The organism is Desulfomicrobium norvegicum, assembly GCF_900114595.1.
GTDB lineage: Bacteria > Desulfobacterota > Desulfovibrionia > Desulfovibrionales > Desulfomicrobiaceae > Desulfomicrobium > Desulfomicrobium macestii.
Genome location: NZ_FOTO01000004.1, coordinates 165,593 through 186,114, shown reverse-complemented (window position 1 = coordinate 186,114; position 20,522 = coordinate 165,593). Strand labels below are relative to the sequence as shown.

General features: G+C 63.4%; 13 protein-coding genes. 1 reads left to right on the top strand and 12 read right to left on the bottom strand.

Translation table 11 applies throughout. From position 1 onward, the window contains the following. The first annotated feature begins 36 nt into the window (after nucleotides 1-36). On the top strand, nucleotides 37-3,957 hold the full coding sequence (locus tag BMZ24_RS19670; protein WP_092191181.1) for a hypothetical protein: 3,921 nt from the start codon (nucleotides 37-39) through the stop codon (nucleotides 3,955-3,957). A gap of 100 nt (nucleotides 3,958-4,057) precedes the next feature. Here BMZ24_RS19670 and BMZ24_RS08360 read toward each other — a convergent pair whose 3' ends face one another. The 12 genes from BMZ24_RS08360 to BMZ24_RS08305 form a co-directional block, all read right to left on the bottom strand. Continuing rightward, on the bottom strand, nucleotides 4,058-4,678 hold the full coding sequence (locus tag BMZ24_RS08360) for a hypothetical protein (protein ID WP_143077857.1): 621 nt from the start codon (nucleotides 4,676-4,678) through the stop codon (nucleotides 4,058-4,060). Nucleotides 4,679-4,743: 65 nt separating this feature from the next. Next, on the bottom strand, nucleotides 4,744-7,359 hold the full coding sequence (locus tag BMZ24_RS19895) for a TolB family protein (RefSeq protein WP_167364138.1): 2,616 nt from the start codon (nucleotides 7,357-7,359) through the stop codon (nucleotides 4,744-4,746). Nucleotides 7,360-7,382: 23 nt separating this feature from the next. After that, nucleotides 7,383-9,527 (bottom strand): hypothetical protein, encoded by a 2,145-nt coding sequence (locus BMZ24_RS08350; protein ID WP_092191175.1) that lies wholly within the window; start codon nucleotides 9,525-9,527, stop codon nucleotides 7,383-7,385. Further along, a complete protein-coding gene (locus BMZ24_RS08345; RefSeq protein ID WP_143077856.1) occupies nucleotides 9,524-10,234 on the bottom strand; it encodes an SEL1-like repeat protein in 711 nt (236 codons plus the stop codon). Before BMZ24_RS08345 ends, BMZ24_RS08350 begins: the two co-directional genes overlap by 4 nt. A gap of 261 nt (nucleotides 10,235-10,495) precedes the next feature. Further along, entirely contained in the window at nucleotides 10,496-11,599 is a 1,104-nt protein-coding gene (locus BMZ24_RS08340; RefSeq protein WP_092191171.1) for a TolB-like translocation protein, read from the bottom strand. 113 nt (nucleotides 11,600-11,712) lie between these two features. Further along, nucleotides 11,713-12,816: a S41 family peptidase gene (locus tag BMZ24_RS08335; protein WP_092191169.1), complete on the bottom strand. Its 1,104-nt coding sequence runs from the start codon at nucleotides 12,814-12,816 to the stop codon at nucleotides 11,713-11,715. Then, a complete protein-coding gene (locus tag BMZ24_RS08330; RefSeq protein WP_092191167.1) occupies nucleotides 12,813-13,355 on the bottom strand; it encodes a hypothetical protein in 543 nt (180 codons plus the stop codon). The genes BMZ24_RS08335 and BMZ24_RS08330 overlap by 4 nt, the downstream gene beginning before the upstream one ends. Then, complete coding sequence (locus BMZ24_RS08325) at nucleotides 13,352-13,999, bottom strand: glycine zipper domain-containing protein (RefSeq protein WP_092191165.1); 648 nt, start codon at nucleotides 13,997-13,999, stop codon at nucleotides 13,352-13,354. Before BMZ24_RS08325 ends, BMZ24_RS08330 begins: the two co-directional genes overlap by 4 nt. Before the next feature lie 27 nt (nucleotides 14,000-14,026). Continuing rightward, nucleotides 14,027-15,736: a formylglycine-generating enzyme family protein gene (locus BMZ24_RS08320; protein ID WP_208599818.1), complete on the bottom strand. Its 1,710-nt coding sequence runs from the start codon at nucleotides 15,734-15,736 to the stop codon at nucleotides 14,027-14,029. Beyond that, on the bottom strand, nucleotides 15,726-17,555 hold the full coding sequence (locus BMZ24_RS08315) for an ABC transporter permease (RefSeq protein WP_092191163.1): 1,830 nt from the start codon (nucleotides 17,553-17,555) through the stop codon (nucleotides 15,726-15,728). The genes BMZ24_RS08320 and BMZ24_RS08315 overlap by 11 nt, the downstream gene beginning before the upstream one ends. Continuing rightward, nucleotides 17,552-18,310: an ABC transporter ATP-binding protein gene (locus tag BMZ24_RS08310; RefSeq protein ID WP_092191162.1), complete on the bottom strand. Its 759-nt coding sequence runs from the start codon at nucleotides 18,308-18,310 to the stop codon at nucleotides 17,552-17,554. Before BMZ24_RS08310 ends, BMZ24_RS08315 begins: the two co-directional genes overlap by 4 nt. 11 nt (nucleotides 18,311-18,321) lie before the next feature. Then, on the bottom strand, nucleotides 18,322-20,430 hold the full coding sequence (locus BMZ24_RS08305) for a vWA domain-containing protein (protein ID WP_208599817.1): 2,109 nt from the start codon (nucleotides 20,428-20,430) through the stop codon (nucleotides 18,322-18,324). Nucleotides 20,431-20,522: the final 92 nt, after the last annotated feature.

Below are 20,522 nucleotides of genomic sequence, written 5' to 3'. Positions count from 1 at the left end.
AAATAATTAAAACAACTTATCTGGAGTCAGCGCCGCATGATCACGTCAAATTGCGTTCAAGTACGAGCCTGCATTCGCGCCACGCTCTTTCTTTGCATCCTTTGCATCTTCAGCGCCGCTTCGGCCCTTGGGCAAAGTGGACAGAGTCCCGTTACGGCAGCGGCCGGTTCGAACGCCAAAGTTTCGGGAAGGACCGATTCCGCGGCTGCCGTCTCCCAGGCAGCCGGGGCGGATGCGGCCCTGCGCGGCCTGGCCGAGAAAAACGTCCTGACCGTGCGCGCCCTGGTCGGCTACGGCCGCATCCCCGCCGCCGACATGGCGCCCCTGGCCGGACTGCGCGGCAAGGGCATCGATGTGCTCGGGGCCACGCCCGAGCAGCTTGGCGCCATCCTCAAGGAGCACGGCGCGGCGCTCTCCCCAGCTGAGCGGGACAGCCTGGGCCGGGTCGTCGAGGTCATGCGGGAGGCTGGAGCTATGGAGACGACCGCGGACAGCGCTCCACAGGAGACTGCCTCAGGCTTCACGCAAGGCGAACCGGGCGATGACGAGGCCCTGGAGGCGGAACTGGCCGCGATCCTGGCCGAAGAGGTCCCGGAAATCCCGGCACAGGAGGACGAATCCGCGCCGATCCGGGACAACGCCGTTGCCAATACAGCAGGCGTCTCCTTCACCGCCTCAAACGTCGAGTCGGCCGCCCTGCCGCCCATGAAGCCCGCCCCCTTCCTGGACATCAACGCCCTGACCCCGACCCAGTGGGACGGAGCCGTGGCCGCCGCCATGGAAGGCATGCGCATGGTCTACGGCCCCATGTCCGAGGCCGACGAGGAATCCTTCCGCAAGACCTGGGGCGTGCTGCGCCAGTATCCTTCTCCGGACGCAGTGGACTACCTGAACAAATTCAACCCGCTGCTGGGCGAATTCCTGTCCCTGCGAGGGGCCGTGGCCGAGGCCGGAGCCCGGCTTGAAGAGTCCGTGGAGGAGATCGCCTGGGCGGCCGAGGCCGACGACCCGGCCCTGGCCATGAACGCCATGACCCTGGCCCGGCAACACCGCAACACGATCCTGTCCTGCCAGAAGCGCTTGGACGAGATCGTGGCCGAACTGGTCGCCCTGGGCAATCCGCCCGACGGCAAGGCTCTGATGGCCGAAGGCCAGAAGCAGTACAAGAGCGCCAAGGATTTTCTGCGGGCCCTGGTGGAGCAGCCGGGCCCCGAAGGCGAATGGGTCGGCTACATCATCTACCCCAAATACTTCGTGGGCAAGGACGGCGGTGCCATCAAGCATCAGCCCTACCACTTCCTGATTTATTCCCATGGAGAGCCCAAAAAGTATTCCGGAATCGCTCTGGACACAGGCACCTACGACGATAAGGAATACGGCTACGTCGAGGGCATCGATCTGGACACCGTCGATATGCTGTCCGGCCTGGAGGGCGATACAATCAATTACACATTCACGGACGAGGACGGGGAACCATGGATCCTCCACGCCCAGCGCTACACGGGCGGTCCTTTCCCGGAATTTTCCGAGATCTCCCAGGACCTGTTCGAGGAGGCTCGCATCAAGAACGACCGCATCCAAGCGGAACGTCTGGAAGCAGCCAAGCTCATCGAAGACCCCGAGGCTCAGCTGAAGGAGATCCTCGGTGCGGGCATCGGCCACGAACTGAACGACTCGTCCATTCAGGAAGCCCTGGCCCATTACCGCATGCGCGAATCCTTCCATGCCGCCGCCGTGAAGTGGGCTTCCATGAGTGAAAAGCTGGCCGACTCCGAAGAGGCCCGCCTGAAACAGTTCGACGCGCTTATTGCCGGCGGCGCCCCGCAGCAGGTCGCCGAGGCAGGCACCGCAAAGCAGAAGCCCCAGGAAGAGAAAAAGGAGGAAGCCAAGGAAGCGCAGGAACCCGAGGTCGCAATTGGCCCCGAGGACACACCCCTGCACATCGTCGACGACCAGCCCGCCGAAGATCGGCGCGTCATCGACCAGGAGGCCATCGATTTCCACTCGGCCAACGTGGCCATCATCCAGCGCAACATGGACAGGGACATCGCCGACATCACAAAGGAAACGAACCCTGACCGCCGCCACGACCTGGAGATGCGCGTCCTCAACGCCAAGGCCAACCTCCAGTCCGAACAGGACCGCATCGAGACCCTCAAGACCGGCGTCATCGTGCACACCCGCTCCGAGTGGGACGACTTCGCCCGCAGCCAGTTCATCCAGAACATCGCCGCCGACCAGCGCAAGATGGAGAAGGTCGACCGGGCCATGAAGAAGGCTCTGGCCATGGCCGACACCCTGCCCTACGACAAGGCCGCCCAGGTGCGCGCGATCGTGGCCAAGGGCTTCAGCCCCGAGGTCATGACGGCCACGGACACGGCCAAAGCCTCGGAGGTCATCAAGGAAGTGTACGGGGTAGCCACGGGGCACTGGGAAGGGGAAAAGAAAAAGGCCGACGCCGACGCCGAGTGGGCCGACACCTGTCTGCAAACGGCGGAAACCGTCAAGAGCACTGCGGACAAATCCCTCATGGTCCTGTCCTTCGTGGGCGGTCCGGCCGTGAACAGGGTCTACCAGGGCGCGGTCGGCTACGTCGAGGGTGGCCCCAAGGAAGCCTTCCTGCGTGTGGGCGGTTCCTACAACCAGCTCACCGGCATCGCCGTGGACGGCTACCGGGGCTTCGAGGCCGCCGTAGAGAGCGGCGGCGGCTGGGAGGAAGGCTTCAAGGGCGCGGGCTGGGAAGTTGCAAAGGGCATCGCCATGGACAAGGCCATGGGGTTCGTGGCCAGGGGAGTATCCCGGGGCTATGGAGCCGTGAAGGGCCGTGGGGGCGCTCGCGCCGACGCGCCGGATGCGCCCAAGACGTCGGGCAAGGTCGAGGCCCCGGACGCGCAGAACACGGCGGGCCTCGGCAAGATCAAACCTTCCGGCATCCCCGATGACGGATTCAACCGGCCCCTGACCGAGGCCGACCGGCAGGCCTACAAGGCGCAGATGGCCGACGCCCGCACGCGCGTCACATCCTACAAGAAAACCTTCGACAAGCTCCAGCAGGCCCGCCGCGACAAGGCCCCGCCCACGGAGATCAAGAAGATCCTGCGCGAACTCGACGACCGCTCGGCCAAGATCCACGCCTCGCCGCAGGCCAAGATGATCATGAAGACCCATCAGCGCAGCCCCAAGAACAAGGAGATGGTCAAGCGTTTCGTGAACAGCATGGACCGCGTCCACAACCGCGTGCAGAAGCGCTTTCACGACAAGATGGATGCCGAGTGGGACCGCGAGGGCCTCGCCCCCATCCGCAACGCCGACAGCGGCAAGAGCGTCAACACGGACTACGACATCGCGCGCCAGGTCAAGTTCGACGAAAACGGGCTGCCTATCGCGCCCAAGAAGAACGGCCGCCCCGTGCCCGAAAGTCTTTGGCAGGCCGATGCCCAGAAAAAATGGGACGAGGCCTACGCGGAAGTCACGGGTCAGAGCCCCAAACGCTCCTGGGAGACGGTGACCACCAAAGGCCACTCCGAAGCCTACAATGATCTGGCTGTCATCGAGAAAAACGGCATCCTGCGGGCCAACAAAGCCTGGGCCGGGCAGACCTCCGACGTCAACCAGTTCAAGGGCGACCATCTGCGCGGCGACCCCAACTTCAGCCGCGTCGAGAAACACGTGGAGGTCTCGCGCAGCACGTCCAAGGAATGCCAGAAACGCCTGCTGCCCCTCATGGAAGACAAGACCCCGCCCAAGACGGACAAGGCCAACTACGAGGCCTTCATGAAGCACAAGAACTACTGGGAAAAGATGAACAAGATCATGGAAGACATGGGCTCGGGCCGCCTCGACCCCCTGGAGGGCGACCGCCGTATCCGCCTGCTCTCGGGCGGAAAGAGTTCCCTCGAAGTGACGCACGACCTGCGCAATTTCCTGGAGTCGCTGATCAAGTTCGGAAAGTCCTAGGCTGACGGAGCGCGAGGCACATCACGGGCCCCTCTGCAAAAAGACAGGCCGGGCACCGCTCATCGCGGTGCCCGGCCTTTTTGATGCGCCCAGGACCGCTTTACCCGGCCAGGCTCACCAGAGTCTCGTGATCCGGCTCGGGGGCCCGGCAGCGGGGGCATGTGCCGATTCCCTGGCTGTAGAGGCTGCCGCAGGCCAGGCAGACTCGGCGGTCGCCGTCCAGCGTGACCTTCTCCGGAACTTCAAGGCCCGAAACCTTGAAAACCCTGTCACCGGGCCGAAAATACTCAAACAGTTCCTGTGAGAGATGCTGGGTGCTTTTTTTCCCGTTGTCGGTCCTGATCCTGGCCATGGGCTTGTAGGAAATGTCGTCGTGCTGGTCCCCGTCACGGCGCACGCGCACCTTTTTCATGAACAGTTCCTCCACCACCCCGATCCAGCTTTTCGCCGTCTGCTTGCGGGACCATTTGGCCAGGAGAAAGGTCACCACGGCCGCGAAGCCGAAGGAATAGAGCACATCCTCGTTTATCTCCCCCATTTCCCACCAGATCACGCCCAGGATCACGGGCATGAGCAGGGCAAAAAAGCCCCAGGCGTAGATGCGCGAATGGCGGCCGTAGGTCTGCACCCAAGTCTTCGTCTGCTCCGGGGTCAGCGGGGCCGAGTTCAAAGAGGCTTTCTTTGCTGACGAACTTCTCGAACCTGCGCTCCGTAAACTCATTTTTTCCACTCCTTCTTCATAAATGCGAAAACGGCCCGCCCCTCACTCAGGAACGGGCCGGGCCTTTATTTTAGAGGCATGCTCTCGCGCCGGAAGCGGTTCGCGTCGATAGCCAGGTATTCGATGCCACCCTTCGTGAACACGGCCCGGGGCGGGATGAGGTCGTGCATGCGATCCTCTCCCCCGAACTCGGTCACGTGCATTTTCTTGTCCTTGTCCCGATAGAAGTAAACCAGCGTGCTTCCGTCAGGACTGAACTGGGGCGGCTCCTCGTCGTAAATCGCACGCACCTCAGGTCCTTCCTCGCCATCCAGAATGGCCCGCCAGGTGCTGCCCGCATCCTCAAGCCAGGCCACCCTCTCACCATCAGGACTGAACACTATCTTGCGCGGCTTGCCCTTGCGCCGGGCAAACTCCTTGCCGTCGACCATCATGACATATTCGTCGTCGTTGGGCCGGAAACCCGCTGCCCAGCGCGTTCCGTCGGGGCTGAAGGTGAAGCCCCAGATCCCCTTGAGCGCCTTGACGCCGGAGGAAAACTCCGCGTCATCGATCACCAGCACGGACTCGTTTCCGCGCTTGGCGTCATAGGCGTGACGTGTGCCGTCGGCGTTGAACTCGCCCGCGCCCCAGATGCTGGAAAAATCAGGGCCGATCTTGCCGTTGACGACCATGGTCTCCCCGTCATTCCCGTTCGGCGCGGCATAGGCGTAAAAGGTGCTGTCCGGAGTGACGGCGAATTCGTACCCGACACCCATGCCGGGCTTGAGTTCTTCCCCGTTGCGCACCAGATAGCGCTGGTCCCCGTCTTTATCGGCGATGTAATACAGTTCCACCCGTCGCGTGGTGAACTCCGGCGTCTCGATAATGGATTTATACGCGGGCCCCTCGTACCCTGCGGAAGTGAACACTCTTTCCCCCCCCGCCTTGTCGCTCTCGACCCAGGCGGCCGTGCCGTCCACGGCCAGGACAGGCTTGCGGACTCTGGCAGAGGTTTCGCGGATCATGACCCCGTCCAGATAGACCCGGTACACCCCCTCGCCGACATGTCCGGCCGCCAGGGTATGCGCGCCGTCCTCGCTGAGACGCAACATCTCGAGGTCCTCGAAAATGGCCCCTTCGACCCCGTTGAACACGGGAATCTTCCGGTCGCCGAGTTCGGCGACAAAGCAAAAACTTTCCCCATTCCTGGAGAACTGCATCATGTAGCTCGGCACTTCGTTGTACCATTTGCCGGGCACCCCATTGAGCACCACGCGCTGACGGCCCTCCGTCCCTTCGACCCAGGCTACCTTGCGCAGGTCCTCGGACAGCTTGACCTCCATCTTCTTCAATGTTTCTTCGGGAAGTTCGAAATCGAATTTTTCCGGAGCGGCCACCGGCCAGGTCCAATTGGGCTCGGCCCCGGCTCCGGCCAGTGGTTTTTCCTGGCCCACGGCAAACATGCTTGCGCCATCGGAGTATATATCCCCGGGCATGGCGACGACGACCCAGCCGATGCGCCTAAAATCCGCGCGCAGTCTGCCGAATTCATGTTTGCCGATGAATTTCTTGATCTTGTAGGCCATATAGATGCCGATGACGCGCGGCCCGACAGGCTGTCCTGACTCGGAATCAAGCTGGGGCGTCCAGGACACGGAACCGTCATTTTTACCCCACTTGTCCTCCTCGAACCCGATCTCGGCCTCTCCGGAAGCCGAATCCGCCAGGATGAAGCGGTATTCGCGGCCCGTGATCTCATAGCGCACGTTGTCCTTGGCTTCCTGCTCGGTCAGTTCGATGACCGGACTCTGCGGAGCTTCCACACGGATGGATACCGGCGTACCCAGCTGGGCATAACCGAACCGGGTTTCATAGGGCGCATCGCTGCTCCAGGCTCCATTGCTGCTGGACAGCTCTTCGGCCTCCATGCCCTTGACCCGCTCAGTTTCAAGCCAGCGTGACGGATCCTGTTGCTGAAAATAGAGTTCTTCTCTTCCACCCGCAGCCTGAAGACCCTCCACGACCAGTCTGGCCCGATAGGTTCCGGACTTGCCTCCGTAGATGGGAAATTCCAGCCCCTCACCCTGGGTTTCGGATGAAACGACAGGCGCGGTCGAAACAGGCTCCGGCAAAGGTGCGGGAGGCTCCGCCGCCGGAGCGGGTTCGGGTGCCGGTACGGGAGCGGATTCCGCTGGCAACGACTCGGGAGCGGCCGGTGCCGTGGCCATCGTCATCGACGCTCCGGGGATATGGGTCCAGCGCTTCCCCTCCTGCCGCACCAGGGCCCCTTCGGGCAGGCTGGACTGGTCCTGGACCGGGGTCCAGTCCAGGTGCTCGCCCCCGTCCATGAACGTCGCCAGGCTCTCAAGTTCGACCAGATGCCCGGCCAGAACCGCATCACCGCCCTGGGCCTGAGCGATCCAGGCCCTGATCTGCGCCAGGTCAGCGCCCAGCAGGTCAAGCCCACCCTGCTGGCGAAGCTGCTGGGCCAGTTTCATGTATGTATCGGGCAACCGGCCCCAACCGCGCAGGGCCCGGACCGTGACCTTGCCCTGCTGCTCCATCTGCAGGAGCCCGTCGGGACCGGTGGCGATCTCGACGGTGGCGGCAAAGGCGTCGCCATGAGGTGGACACAAGGGAAACAAAACCATCCCAAACATCGATACGGCCAATAACTGTACCATGAGAACTCGTCTCATTCTTCCTCCTTGATGATCGATACTTATTCTTCATTCTCCAGAAAATGAATATATATCGTCTCGAAGTGTGAGTAGTAATTGGATGTGGTGTCAAGCCGTTGCACTTCATGCCATTTGAAACCCTGTTTAACGAAATTATTGCTGCTGTCGTACCCGAATTCCGCTTCTCCCATGCGCAGAGTACCCCTGTCTTCTTTGAATCCAGAAGCGTAGACATAGTAAAGTCTGTAGGCGTTTGTTATGGAAGATGGAGCGTCATGATTTCTCTTGTCCGCAGTGTGCAGTTTAAAAGGCCCGACCCGCAACTCTTCCTGCCCCCAGACCTCCCCGGATTTGATGTCGATACTTTCGGTATCCATGCTCAAGAGTTCGATCATTCGTCCGTCTTTGGACAGCGTCAAGGCGCCCGTGCCCTTTATCTGGAAATCGCCCGACTTGTAATCCACGGGAAAAGAGATTCTCCCGCCAGGGGTAATGATCATTTCGAACGTTTTGAGCGGCATGGTGATTCTCATTTTCGGCGTGTGCTTCAAGATTTCCCATATCTCGCCCGTTACTTCCGTGCCCTGCGTTTCACCGGCCACCTCCACGTCCTTGGCCACCTCGGCAATCTTTCCCGAATCGTCCCGAATCCTGAACGTAACGGTCTGCACACCCGGTTCTGCCGGGGCTTCCCAGTAATACACCGCGCCTGTGGACAATCCGTGGCCGCTCATGTCCACCGGCTGGTAGTCGGGGATGCCCCCGGTCAGACTGACCTCGAAATGCGCGACCTCTCCAGGCGCCACCGAATCCGGCCCGCTGACCGTGGCCTGCCCCAGGGGGGGAGCCTGGGCGATCATGCTGTCGATCTGCGCAATCAGCCCCTGCACCTGACTCACCCTGTCTTTAAGCTCGGGATACCGACCAAGTGCCTCCTGAAGCACGGCCAGTGCCTCCTCGACGTGCGTCCGGGCCAGACTCAGATTGCGTCCCTGGCTGGCCAGCCGGTAACCGTACATATACGGCACCCGCGCCCGCGCGATGATCTGGTTGGCGGCTCCGCGCTTCTCGGCCTTGGCCACGATGCCTTTCAAGTCCTGTATTTTTTCGAAAATACCCTCGCTCGGGAAATTCTGTTCCATGGCGTAACGTTCGACCTTGGCCAGATAGTCGGCGGCCTTGGAAACATCGCCGGACTTGAGCAGTTCATCGACCTTGAGCATGCCGCGAATGGCGTTCATGCGCAGCTCCATACTGGCCCACTGCGCCTTCATGGCGGCATTGGCGCGGTCGTACTGAAGCATGATCATCTCCGTGACCAACTCCTTGACCTGCGAACTCGTCCAGCTGACCACAAGGCCTGGCAGGAAGCCACCTCCCAGGGCGGCGGTGGCCGCCGTCCCGGCCGTCTGGGCGGCAAAGCCGAAACCCGTGCCCGTGGCGCTGGCCGCCGCCTCCTCGGCGTCGCTCAGGGCCAAGAGGGCAGGCACGTCGAAGGCCAGAACGAAGACGCCGTCGACAAAGGTGCCTATGACTCCGGGATTCTTGACCAGGTAATCCTTGACGGCGGCCTTGGTTCCCTTTTCGGACAGGAGTTTCCGGGCGGCCCGAAGCTGCGAGGGAGAAAGTTGATTCAGGGCAGTCTTCAGATCGTCGGCCAGATGCGCCGGGACCTTGCCTGTCGCGGTGATGGCATCCTCGACCCGGTTCAGGAGGCTCAGCGCCCTGACCCCGGCATCGTCCAGGGTGTCGCCGCTGTAGGCCACGAGCTTTTTCAGGCCGTCGGGGCCCACATTGTGAAAAGCCCCCGAAGCGCTCTCATCCAGCGCGACGACGGCAAACTCCCGAAGCTTCTTGCTCCGGATCATCTCCAGCAGCTCCTCGCGGTTGGAACCGGCCAGCTTGCCGAGCCTGCCCGCAAACTCCTTGAGCCCGTCCTTGTTCCCCTTCCAGTACTCAAGCGCCGCGCGAACCTCCGCTCCGGCTCCCGCTGGGAGGGAATCGTACGTCAGACCGGCCTTGAGAAAGGATTTCATGACCGCCTTCATGCTGTCGTCCACTACGACCTGCTGTGCGATCTCGGCCTGTGTGGGCTGCTTCAATTCATTGGCGAGAGATGCGCCGCCACCTGCAAGCACCAAAACCAGAAATAAAACGCCCGCCCTTTGCAATGCCCTGATGTTCATTCGAGCCCCCACTGCGCCAGTTGTGATCCTGCCTGGGCGGCTTTGCGTCGCAGCTGCCCCGCCTTTTCCGCATTCTGGGGCACCCACAGACCGGATTCGTATTCATCAGCCAAAAGGGCCATGGCATCGGCATCACCCGCTGCCGCGGCATCCTCAAGCAGGGCCACGGACCGGATCGGATCTGGCGATCCACCAGCGCCAGCCTTGACCGCCAGGGCCAGGCTGACCTTCGCCTTCGGATCGCCGCCTTCTGCCTGAGCACCAAGTTCCCTGATCATTTCGCCAAGATCCTTGGCCTCGCCTTTGCCATTGGCACTGGCATCGAGAACGGAAGGCTCCTGGGCAACGGGCGTCTCTGAAGCGGGCTGCTCACCCGAAGGCAACCCTTCATCCATGCGGCTGATCAGCTGTCCCAGAACATCACGCTGGGCTTCGCTGAGGTCAAGCTGCCCCTCGTCTGCCTGCCCCAGCCAGGAAGCAAGCTGCGCCCTGTCGGCGGAAATGAGGTCCAGGCCCAATGCACGAAACTCCATGGCCATTCCCGCAGTGGACTCCGGGACCAGCTTCCAGGCCCACAGGGCCCTGACTGTGAGCTGCCCTTCGTCCCGCAGCCTGACCAGCTCGGGCGGAAGCGTGTCCACGGCCGGCTCCGAAGCGTGCAGCGGAGAGGCGAGGAAAAGAATAACAAAGCACAACCAAACCCTCATGATTCCTCCACACACGGCACTCATGCCGCGGCAATTCGCATTTCACGATAAAATCAACCTTAATACACTGCTTTTTCGAGCCCATGACAAAGGACTCCCCGGCCTCAGCCCGGGTGCGCCCTTAGCTGATTCTTGAAAAATTCAAAATTCTCAGACCGTTCAAAAATGGTGAGATTTTTTCGCTGACGCAGCAGATCGCCGTTTTTGAACGGGCTGTTAGGGGTGGCCGGACGTCATCCCTGATTGCATGATGCCGTGCGCTCATCGGACTTCCTCGGGGAGAGCCGTGACATAGAGATCGTAGCCGCCTTTACCACCGGGGCGATCGGACGAAAACATGAGCACCCGCAGATCATAAAGGTTCTTGAGCCCCAGGCCGAGGATGGAGGGCCTGAACTCGTTACCAAGGGTGTTCACATGCACATTTTTGGGCATGAATTCCTGAAGGTTGCGGGGCGCCTGCCAACCATTTTCAGACCTGATCGACACAAAGAGGTCAAACCCGCCCAGGGTGCCCGGACGATCGGAGGCCATGAAAAGTTGATCGTCATGGACAAAAGGGGCCATGGTGTTGCCGGAGGAAACAAATTCTTCCACCGGTTCGATGCCGTCCGCCCGCGAGGGCTCCGCAAGCCAGTGCGCGAAATCGAGACTGCCGCCCTGATTGCGGTAACGGTAGATGCTGTATTTTCCGGAGCGGTTGGAACTGAAATACAGCTCATGCCGCTTGAAATCGTAGGTGGCGTAGGCTTCGTCCGAGTCGGCGCGATTGCCGAAAAAGGGGCGCACATCCCCGGCCGTATCGACCAGATACAGGTTGCGCCGGCCCTCGTGATCCGAATCGAAGACCCACACCCCGCCGCCGGGAAGCTCTCCGGTGCCGTTCCAGGGCAAAGGCTCTTCCGTCAGGAGGTAGCCCCTGGTCATGTGCGGCGGGAAAGGCTCGTCATAAACGCGGCCCGGATCAGCAGGCGGGAACAGGGGCGTCGGCCCGCGTACGTTGCCGGAAAAGAAGGGGATGGCGGAAAAGGCCCCGTAGCGCTCCACGCTCAACTTCGGCGCGGGAGGACGGGCCTGCCTGCGGTCAGGATACGGATTCTGCAAAAGGCGCAGGCGACCGGTGTCGATGGTGAAATGCTGTCCCTTGCTGTCCGCGTTACTGGCAAAAGCGATGAAGGCGTCCATCTTCAACGGCGGCGGCCCGGCCACGGCATTGAAATCGTCGTAGGGGCTATTCAATCCGGCAAGCGCATGAATGCCCGGCTCCATGCGCACCGTGTCGGGCAAGTCCCCGTACAGGGCGTCCATGAGACAGCCGGACAGCACCAGCGGGACCATTGCGGTCAGGGCGAGGCGACGTATCATGCTCGTTCTCCGTTTGAAGACTCACTTACCCTGGATCATTTTGCCATCCGTCACGATGCTCTCAAGACATTTCGCCTGCTCAATCCGCGTTCCGGTCCGCCGGGACCGCGGGCTCATTTCGGGGCGAATGCGCTGTCCACCTCCTGCACGAGCATGGGCAGATTCCCAAGCGTAGCGCCGGACATCTCCAGGTCCGGGGCCAGGCCCGCGCCGGAACAGGAATCCCCGCCGGGAAGCAGCACGTCCCGGTTCGTATACCGCAGGACCGAACCATCGGACAGGCGGACATCGGTCTGGGAGCTGCATTTGCCGTAGGTGCGCTGGCCCACGAGCTTCGCCCTGCCCTGCCGGTGCAATGCCCCGGCGAAAATTTCGGCCGCGCTGGCCGTGTCCGGACCCACGATGAGGATCAGCGGCATGGAATTTTTGTCTCCGGACGAAGCGCGAACCTCGCGCGGCTGGCCATCGCGGCCCTGTATCGAACCCAGGAGCGTGCCCGCCGGGAGAAACATTCCCGCGATGTCGAAGGCCTCGTAAAGATCCCCGCCTCCTGCGTCGCGCAGGTCGATGATGAGCTGCCCGTCCCGCGCCGCGCCCTTTCGGGCCAGAAAATCAATGGTGGCCTGCAACGCGGGCCTAGTCATCCCGGCCACGAATTCGCGGATGCGCAACACCTGGCGGTCGCCCGGAGGGACCGGCTCCACATCAAGGGGTTTGAAGGGCTCGCGGATGATCGTGACCGCCTTCTGCCGCCCGTCCGGCCGCACGAGCATCAGGCGCACGGCGGTGCCCTCCCCGCCTTTCAAGGCAGATGCCACGGCCGCGGGCTCAAGCCCGGCGACGCTTCTGCCGTCGATTTCGAGCAGCCTTGAACGGTCGGGCACTCCGGCCAGATCCGCCGCCCCGCCCCTGTAGACCGAAAGGAAAATCCCGTCGTCGCGCACCACAAGTTCCGCGCCGATGCCGATCCAGGCTTCGCGTCCGGTCGCGGGGGACTGATACTCACGGGCCGGGAAAAACCGCGCATACGGATCGATCCGCTTCAAAAGCTCCGGCAGGCGGGCCTCGTCCAGGGCCTCAAGGACCTCCGGGGCAGGCGGCACAAGGGCATCCTCCCGCAGAATCCGGCGGATCTCATCCAGGGGCGCGCAGAGCGCCCCCGCATGAGTGGCGAAAACCGCCGTCACGGCCAGGACCAGAAGACCGGCAATCCTCACTGAGCCAGCTCCATCTGCATCTTCATGAGCAGATCGTATTCCTTGCGCAGCGAGTCGCGCTGCTTTTCGAGCTGCTTGCGGCGCAGGTCCATGTCCGCATCCCCAAGCCCGCTGCCTTCCAGATCATCCAGAGAGGACGCCTGCTTGTTCATTTTCCCTTTCAGGTCGGTGACCCTTTTTTGCAGGTCAGCCACGCGCTGCTTGTCCGCGCCATCCTTGGCGGCGAGGCTTTTGGTCTTCTTGTCGAGGGCCGTTATCTCGGTCTGCATGGCCTTCACGCGCGCCTGATCCTTGTCGAGTTGGGCCTGGGCCGCCGATTTCTGGGCCTCAAGCTGACCTTTCTCAGCATCGAGCTGGCTCTGCGTGGCCCGCAACTCCTGGAGCCGGGCTTCGCGTTCCGCCACGCGATCCTTGTAGCCGCCCCCGCCCAGACCGGCGACACCGCCGAAAAAGCCGCCCGTGCGCGGATCATGCTGACCGGCGCAACCGGCAAGGAGCATCGCCGCGAACAGCATCGGGATGAGAAGCTTCCTCCTCATACGGATAACCTCTGATCGATCTGGGCCAGCTGGGTGCTCCCGTCGCGCAGCTTGTCCAGGTTCTTCTGCAGCGTGTTCACTTCCTTTTGCAGACGCACGATGTACTGGTCATCGGCCGGACGGGTCTTTTTCTCGTCGGCCAGGATGGCGGTCTGGACCTCAAGCTCCTTGGCCAGGGTGTCCTCAAGCTTCTTGCTGGCATCGATCTTCTTCTGCAGCTCGTCGCTCTTGGCCACCAGCACCTTCTTGTCCACGGTGCCCTTGTCGTACTGGGCGCGCAGGGTCTTCGACTGCTTTTCCAGCGCGGTCACGTCCTTGGACAGCTTGGCGTTGTAGGCGATGGCGGTCTTGTTGAACTCCTGGGTGTTTGCGATCTCGGCATCGAGGAAATCCTCGGTGCTGGCATAGGCCTGCTTGCGCTTGGCGATCTCGTTGCCGACCAGAAAACCCAGGCCCGCACCGGCCGCCGCTCCGATGGCCGCGCCGCGTCCGCCGCCAATGGCGAAGCCGAGCAATCCGCCGACAACCGCGCCGACGCCCGTGCCCTCGGCCTTGGTGCGGTTCTGGTCGGACATGGTGGCGCACCCTGGCAACAGAGCGAAGACCAGAAGCACCACAACGAGCACCTTCGCTATCTTTTTCATCTCGTCATCCTCCTGAAACTGTTTGTTTTATGAATCTGAAAATTCGGCGAATCCCTTGCGGAACTCTTCCAGCCAAAGATCCGTGTCGGCCCGGCGCTGATCCGCGAAGCTCTGGGCGTGCCCCTTGAGCAGCTTCATGACCAGACGTTCGCGCTTGGTCATTTCCCGGGCCTCAAGCTCCGTGAAGGCGAAATCGATGTACGCTTTCTCGTATTCGCCAAGAGTGCCGATCTTGTCCTTGTAGCCCTGCATCTGCTCGCCAAGCGCGGCCTCAAGCTCGCCCATGGATTTCTCCACTGCCGCGACCTGTTCCTGATAGCGTGCGGATGTTTCCGCGAGTTCCCTGGCCAGGGCCAGGGTATCCGTCAGCCTCGCCAGCCGGGAAAGATACACGGACAGGTTGACCCCGTTGCGGGCCGCGTCCTGGGCCAGGCTGCGCGCGCTCTCGCGCTGGGCCAGTTCCAGGCGCTCGCGGGCCTTTTCCAGGGTGGACTGCACGGCGCCAAGCGGTTCGCGCAGGCCCGGATTCTCCTTGATCAGCCGCTCGATGATGGGGTCGGCGGACCCGATCTGCACCGAAGCCTGGCTGACCAGGTTGTCCAGGGTGCGGCCCACGGGCATGGTCTTGCGCAGCTCGGCCTTGTATGCCTCGTATTCCTTCTCGATGCGGGTGCGCTGGGCCGAGGTCACGACCACGTTGGCCCCGATGGCCAGGCGCGCCCCGGTGTTGAAGGATCGCCGCTCCTCGACCTTTTTCTCGTCCACGTTCCAGGCGTAGACGTCGAGCTCGGCCCGCAGCGCGCTGCGCAGGTCCGCCGGAGGGGTCGAGACGCTTCCGCCGCGCACGGCCACGCCGCCGGGCTTGCCCTGCCAGATTTCCGGCCGGAACAGGCCCGAGGTCATTTCCTGGGCGTTGCCGAAGATGTCGTGAAAGCCGCCCGCGTCGGGCTTACGCAGCCCCACCGGACGCAATTGATGCTTGGCGTTGCCGAGGTGCCACGCGAACTCGTTGGCCTCGGCCGCCGGAAAAGGCAGACCGTTGTCGAAAGTCCCGGCCTGGATGGCTGTAAGGCCGCCACGGGCGCAGTATTCCCATTCGTCCTCGGTGGGCAGGCGCATGAACCCGGGCGCCTCGTCCACACGCGGCATGGCCTCGACGCGTTCGGGGTGGGCGGGATCGAACAGCCACTGGTTGTAGCGACGGATGAACTCAAGCACATCCCCATGACCGACATAGGCCAGCGGCATCATGAGCGCGTCGCGAAGCTCGCGGCCCTTCAGCGTCGGGAGCTTCTGGTCCTCCGGATCGCCGCTGGCGGCCAGGAGCGCGTCCATGCCCATGACCGCGACAAACTGGCCCCGGGTCAGCTCGTACTTGGCCATGACCAGCTCCCAGGTTCCGTCCGGGCCGGATGGAAAGGAGCCGCTGATCTGGGTGCGTTGCAGCCCCTCGAAGATCCCGCCGGCCGCGTCCCCGATCTGGATGATGCGGCTCTGATCGCCCCAGAAGCCGCTGCCAGGCACCGGGACCCTGCGAAAAACCATCTGACCGTCGCCTGGCATGGGCAGGATCAGGTCGCCCTCGGCCGGTTTCGGGTTGAAAGGGGTCTGCGGCGGCGCTTCGGCCAGGGCCGCCGTGATCGGAAAGGCGTGACTGAGCACGCATGCCGCCGCGAAAAAGAGAAAAAACATCACGGCCGAAAGTCGCCGGCCCGGCCTCACGCCATCATTGCTCACGAATGACCTCCGCAGGATCAATGCATGTCGCCCGCCACGCGGCAGCCAGAGAGGCAAGAGCCGCCAGGGCGAGGGTTGTCAGACAGAAAACCGGAACATACGGCCCCGGCAAGACGCAAAAAGCCTCGCCCGGAGCAAGCTCCGAGGCGAAGGCATGGTTGATGGTCGCAGCCAGGGCCGCATAGCCGCCAAATCCGGCCGCAAGGCCCAGCGCGGCGATCATGAGCCCCTGTGCGATGGGAAAGAAAAAGACATGCCTGCGCGCGAAACCGAGCAGCCTGAGCACCCCAAGGTCGCGCCTGCGCCGCTCCACGGCTGCGTACAGGCTGGCCACCAGCACCGCCGTTCCCCCGAAAAGCCCCAGCAGCGCGATGAGCCAGAAGAGACGGGTCAGACCCCGGTCCAGGACCTGGATACGCTCGATGGCCTCGACCTCGGCGATGACCTCGATGCCCTGCCCCTTGAGCCGGTGGTACAGTCCGGGCACATCGTCGATGCCTTGGGCATAGAGCCGAAAGCCCCGGTACCCGCCGCGCGCCATTTCAAAACGCCCCGTGCCGCGATCAAAAGCCACGGCGCGCTGCGTGGCGGTGCGCAGCACCCCCAAAAGCTCCACCGGCACCACCGGATGCTCAAGGGCGGTCTCCCCGACCGCACGCAGATCGAAGTCCAGTTCGGACACGCCCTGGCTGCGCAGCGACGGCGTTTCTCCGGCGGGCACACCCTGGCCGGCGGGCCACAGGACGCCGGGAATTCCCTCTGGCAGCCTACCGGCGTATCCGCCCCACGGCGTCGGCGGAACCCCGAGCAACCGCGCCTCTTCCTCGTCCAGGGACAGGCCCACGAGGCGCAGCTCCTCTGCCCCGCGCCTGACCACGACATCACGGACATAGGGCAGGAGCACGCGGGTGTATCCGCGCAGCTTCTGCTCGATGGCCCGCAGGTTGGAGGCGGTCAGGGAAGTCCCCGGTGAAAGCAGATTGTAGATCGCAAGGCCCGGGGGCGGCGAAAATCCGAGCAGCTCCCGCGCCCCTTCCGGGGTCAGGTCGGCAATGCGGCCGAACCCGGTGTTGATGACCAGCCCCGAGCGGCTGATGGGAAGGAGTGGTTCGGGCAGCACGAGCACGGCCCCGTCGAAGCTGGCATAGGGCTCCGGAGTATCCCCGGCCCAGCCGCGCGCCGGGGCCGCGTAGCCCTCCTTGTAGGCCTCGACGTCGAGTACGAACGAAAGAGGCGCATAAACCCGCGCCAGGGAGCCTGCCCGCGCATCGAGCACGGCCGCGACCTTGAGCCGGACCTCCACATTCTCCGTGCGCCCTCCCCGGGAGCGCGTCACACGTGCCACGACCTCCCCACCGGATTTCACGCCGAGACGCCGGGCGGCCTCGGCCGTGAGCACCGCCGCGCCGTCCTCGGGCACGATGCCCCCGTTCTCAAGCAGCAGCGGATCGCCGGGCGCGGTCGGGATGAGGTCGAAGAGTTCGGCCTTGCCCGTCTCACCGCGCACCACGCTGATGACCGAGGACAGGGGCAGGATGGTCGGGGTCAGAAAACCGATGCCGGGCCAGGAGGCGACATCCTCGAACCACTCGGGCCTGTATTCCCTGGTTTGCGAGGGGCGGATCTCACGGAAAACCGGGTCCTCGACCAGGCGTTCGCGCAGGGTCTGGATGGTGCCGTGTTTCAGGCCAAGCAGGACAAGCAGGGGGGAGATCACCGCAGCCAGGGCGATGACCAGACAGAGGGTCAGAATCCATTCGTGCCGCAGGTGCAGGGCGGCGAGGGCGGGGATGAGCTTCAGGGGACGCGGGGCGGTCATGGGGCGGCCTCCCGGACCGGCCTGCACAGCGAGCTGGTGACGTGTTCGGAGACCTGGCGCGTATCGAAGGTGTAGGCGACGTCGGCGCGGTCCATGACCAGATCCACGTCATGGGTGACCACGACCACGGCCACGGCTTCGTCGCGGGCCAGACGGTGCATGTCGTCCATGATGGCCCGCGCCCGGGCCTTGTCCACGGCCGCCGTGGGCTCGTCGGCCAGGACCACGCGCGGCTGGTGTGCCAGGGCACGCAGGATGGCCACCCGCTGTCGCTGCCCGATGGACAGGGCCACGGGCATCCGGTCCAGGCATCCGGCAACCCCGAGACGATCGGCCAGACTCTCCACCCGGGACGCGAGCATGTCGCCGCCCTTGATCCGCGCGGGCAGGCAGATGTTCTGCCGCACGCTCAGAAAAGGCAGCAGGCCGCCGGTCTGCAGAACGTAGCCGAACAGATCGCGACGCAACGCAGACAAGCCGTCCTCGTCGTCCCGGGCCCACAGGGCGGCCACGTCGCTGGGAGCCGTCGCTTCCCCGGAGGCGATCTCGAAGCGCTCGACCCTTGTCGGAGCCATGACCAGGGCGAGCGTGTCCAGCAGCGTGCTCTTGCCGCAGCCGCTCTCGCCGATGACCGCGACCATCTGCCCGGGCCGAACCGCGAAATGCGGCACGTGCAGCTCGAAAACGCTCTCGCTCTGGGAACGCGTCTTGACGAGCCCGTCCAGGCGGATCATGGGCGCGATCGCTTCAGTCATGCCTCTCCCGCCTAAGGCAGGTAGTCCAGATGCAGCGGGTAGACCAGATCCTGGTCGGGGTCCGTGTCGTTGAGACGGAACCACGCATCGACCTGTTCATTGATGGTACGGTACTGGTCGAGTTTGGCCAGGACGCTCCACTCCAGCTGCGAACGCTGCTCCGCCGTCATGCTCGCGAACATGTCATCGGTCAGGGACAGGATGTCGCTCTTGTAGGGCAGGCTCTGGATGAAGGCGGGCAAAAGCCCGGACTCGGCCAGCGTTGCCGCCCCTCCGATGTCGTCAGGGCGCTTCATTGTCTGCCCGGAGACGCTCTGCAGGGCCTCGAAAAACTGCCCCTGGGTGACCTGAGCGCGCATCAGCGCCTGCACGACCTGATCCAGGGACTGGGCCAGGGAGGACAGCTGTTCCCGCGTGACCAGAACGCGCACGTCGAGAGCGCGGTCGGCGGGGTTGATCAGGTCGCGGTCCAGGGTCCAGGCCACGATATCCTTGGGCGGGGTCGCCTCCTTGCCGACGTACTCGATGAGCGCGGCCTCCCAGAGCTTGTCGAACTCCTCAAGCGGAGCCTCTCCGGCGGTGTCGGCGCTGGCGGAACCGCCCATGGTCTCATTGAGCTTGGCGTTGATGCGGCTGGTCAGATGTTCGGCCAGGTCGCGGTACTGCTGTTCCTCGAAGGCGTTGACTTCCCTGATGGCGGAACTCTCGGCGTCGCCGCGCACCCGGGCGAGATGGGAAAACTGGGCCAGGGCCCGGGGATGATCCTCGGCGGCGCGGGGATCCTGCAGATGGATGGCGAAAAGATGCACTTGGGCGTCGTCGTATTCGCGGCGCAGGTCGGTCTCATCCTTGCCGGTGGTGTTCTGGGGGTGGCCCTTGGGATGGGAGCTGGCGTCGCCGACGAAAATGACGAAGCGCAGCGCCCCTTCGCGCCATTTGGAATGCAGGGCCATGTCCACTCCGGCAAAGGCTTCCTCGGCATAATCCACGCTGCCAACGGCCGTGGCTCCTGCGTCCTTTTCAAGTAATTCGACCAGCTGCTCGCCGGGCACCAGTTCGGGCGTCAAGTTGCGGGTCACGTATTCGAGCTGCGGCGCGGCCGCCAGGGAATCCCGGAAGACCACAAGGCCGAAGCGAAAACGGTCGGCGGTCTCGGCGCTGAATTTCCTGGACATCCCGGCCACGGCCTCGCGGGTCATGTCGATGAAGGGCTGCATGCTGCGGCTGGTGTCGATGACGAAGACCACGTCGGCCATCACGTCGCGCATGGTGGCCCCGCCCGCCGAGCGGCCCACCTGCGCCTGTTCCAGATAATCGGGACTCTGAAGGGTGTCCGCCCCCCGGCTGTTCGGCACGGCGGCGGCCAGCTGCAAAAGACGCGCGTCGTCGCCGTCGATCCTGGTCTGCGACCATTGCAGGATGGGCAGGACGTAGAATTTGCGGGTGATGTCCACAAAGCGCTGCGGCTCCATGCTGACCACGCTGTCCGGGATGTTCTTGGCGTCTATAGCGTCGTAGATGCCCTTGGCCTTGCCGGCCATGTCCATGTCGTCGACCACGGCTTCAAGCGCGGCGCGGTCGTTGAACATGAGCACGGGCCTGCGTCCCTCAAGAGGGTTGCCGGGATGGGTGTAGGAGACCAGCAGGGCCTGCCGCCATTCGAGCACGTCCTTGGCCTGCATCCAGCCCTCGGGCTCGGTCTTGGAACGGCCGACCTGGTACCACCCGCGCGGATCCGAAGCCTGGCTCAGGTCAAGGCCCTGGCGGTCGAACACATAGAGGGGGCGAAAAGCGGGAACATTGGCCAGGACGATTCCGTCCTCGCTCGCGGCCGCATCGCGGTACATGGCGGAAAACGGACGCGGCAGGATGCGCAGCGGCAGTTGGGTGGCCGCCTCCAGACAAGGTGCTCCGGGCTGGCATACGATGCCGTCATCGAGCGGGGTGGCCCCGGCATGTCCGACATCTCCTTCCAACGCGGCAAGACCGTCCGCCGGCGCATGCCCCTGAGTCCCTTCGAGATCCGCGAGGGCCGCGAGTCCTGTTCCGGCAAAGGCTGTCAGGCACAGAACCGTGCCCAGAGCGAGGATTCTCCGAGCGGACGCGAGATAACGAGACATGACACCTCCTGACTGCGTGAGTTGGAATTCTACGTATTGCAATGAACGGCTTTACAAAAATTAACCACAAAATTGCTAAAATAAATTGAACA

Bases quoted from the DNA above. Each gene is read 5' to 3' on its own strand.
- BMZ24_RS08315 (WP_092191163.1), bottom strand. From the start codon at position 17,555: ATGACCGCCCCGCGTCCCCTGAAGCTCATCCCCGCCCTCGCCGCCCTG.
- BMZ24_RS08330 (WP_092191167.1), bottom strand. From the start codon at position 13,355: ATGAGGAGGAAGCTTCTCATCCCGATGCTGTTCGCGGCGATGCTCCTT.
- BMZ24_RS08340 (WP_092191171.1), bottom strand. From the start codon at position 11,599: ATGATACGTCGCCTCGCCCTGACCGCAATGGTCCCGCTGGTGCTGTCC.
- BMZ24_RS08305 (WP_208599817.1), bottom strand. From the start codon at position 20,430: ATGTCTCGTTATCTCGCGTCCGCTCGGAGAATCCTCGCTCTGGGCACG.
- BMZ24_RS08325 (WP_092191165.1), bottom strand. From the start codon at position 13,999: ATGAAAAAGATAGCGAAGGTGCTCGTTGTGGTGCTTCTGGTCTTCGCT.
- BMZ24_RS08345 (WP_143077856.1), bottom strand. From the start codon at position 10,234: ATGAGGGTTTGGTTGTGCTTTGTTATTCTTTTCCTCGCCTCTCCGCTG.
- BMZ24_RS08310 (WP_092191162.1), bottom strand. From the start codon at position 18,310: ATGACTGAAGCGATCGCGCCCATGATCCGCCTGGACGGGCTCGTCAAG.
- BMZ24_RS08360 (WP_143077857.1), bottom strand. From the start codon at position 4,678: ATGAGTTTACGGAGCGCAGGTTCGAGAAGTTCGTCAGCAAAGAAAGCC.
- BMZ24_RS08350 (WP_092191175.1), bottom strand. From the start codon at position 9,527: ATGAACATCAGGGCATTGCAAAGGGCGGGCGTTTTATTTCTGGTTTTG.
- BMZ24_RS19670 (WP_092191181.1), top strand. From the start codon at position 37: ATGATCACGTCAAATTGCGTTCAAGTACGAGCCTGCATTCGCGCCACG.
- BMZ24_RS19895 (WP_167364138.1), bottom strand. From the start codon at position 7,359: ATGAGACGAGTTCTCATGGTACAGTTATTGGCCGTATCGATGTTTGGG.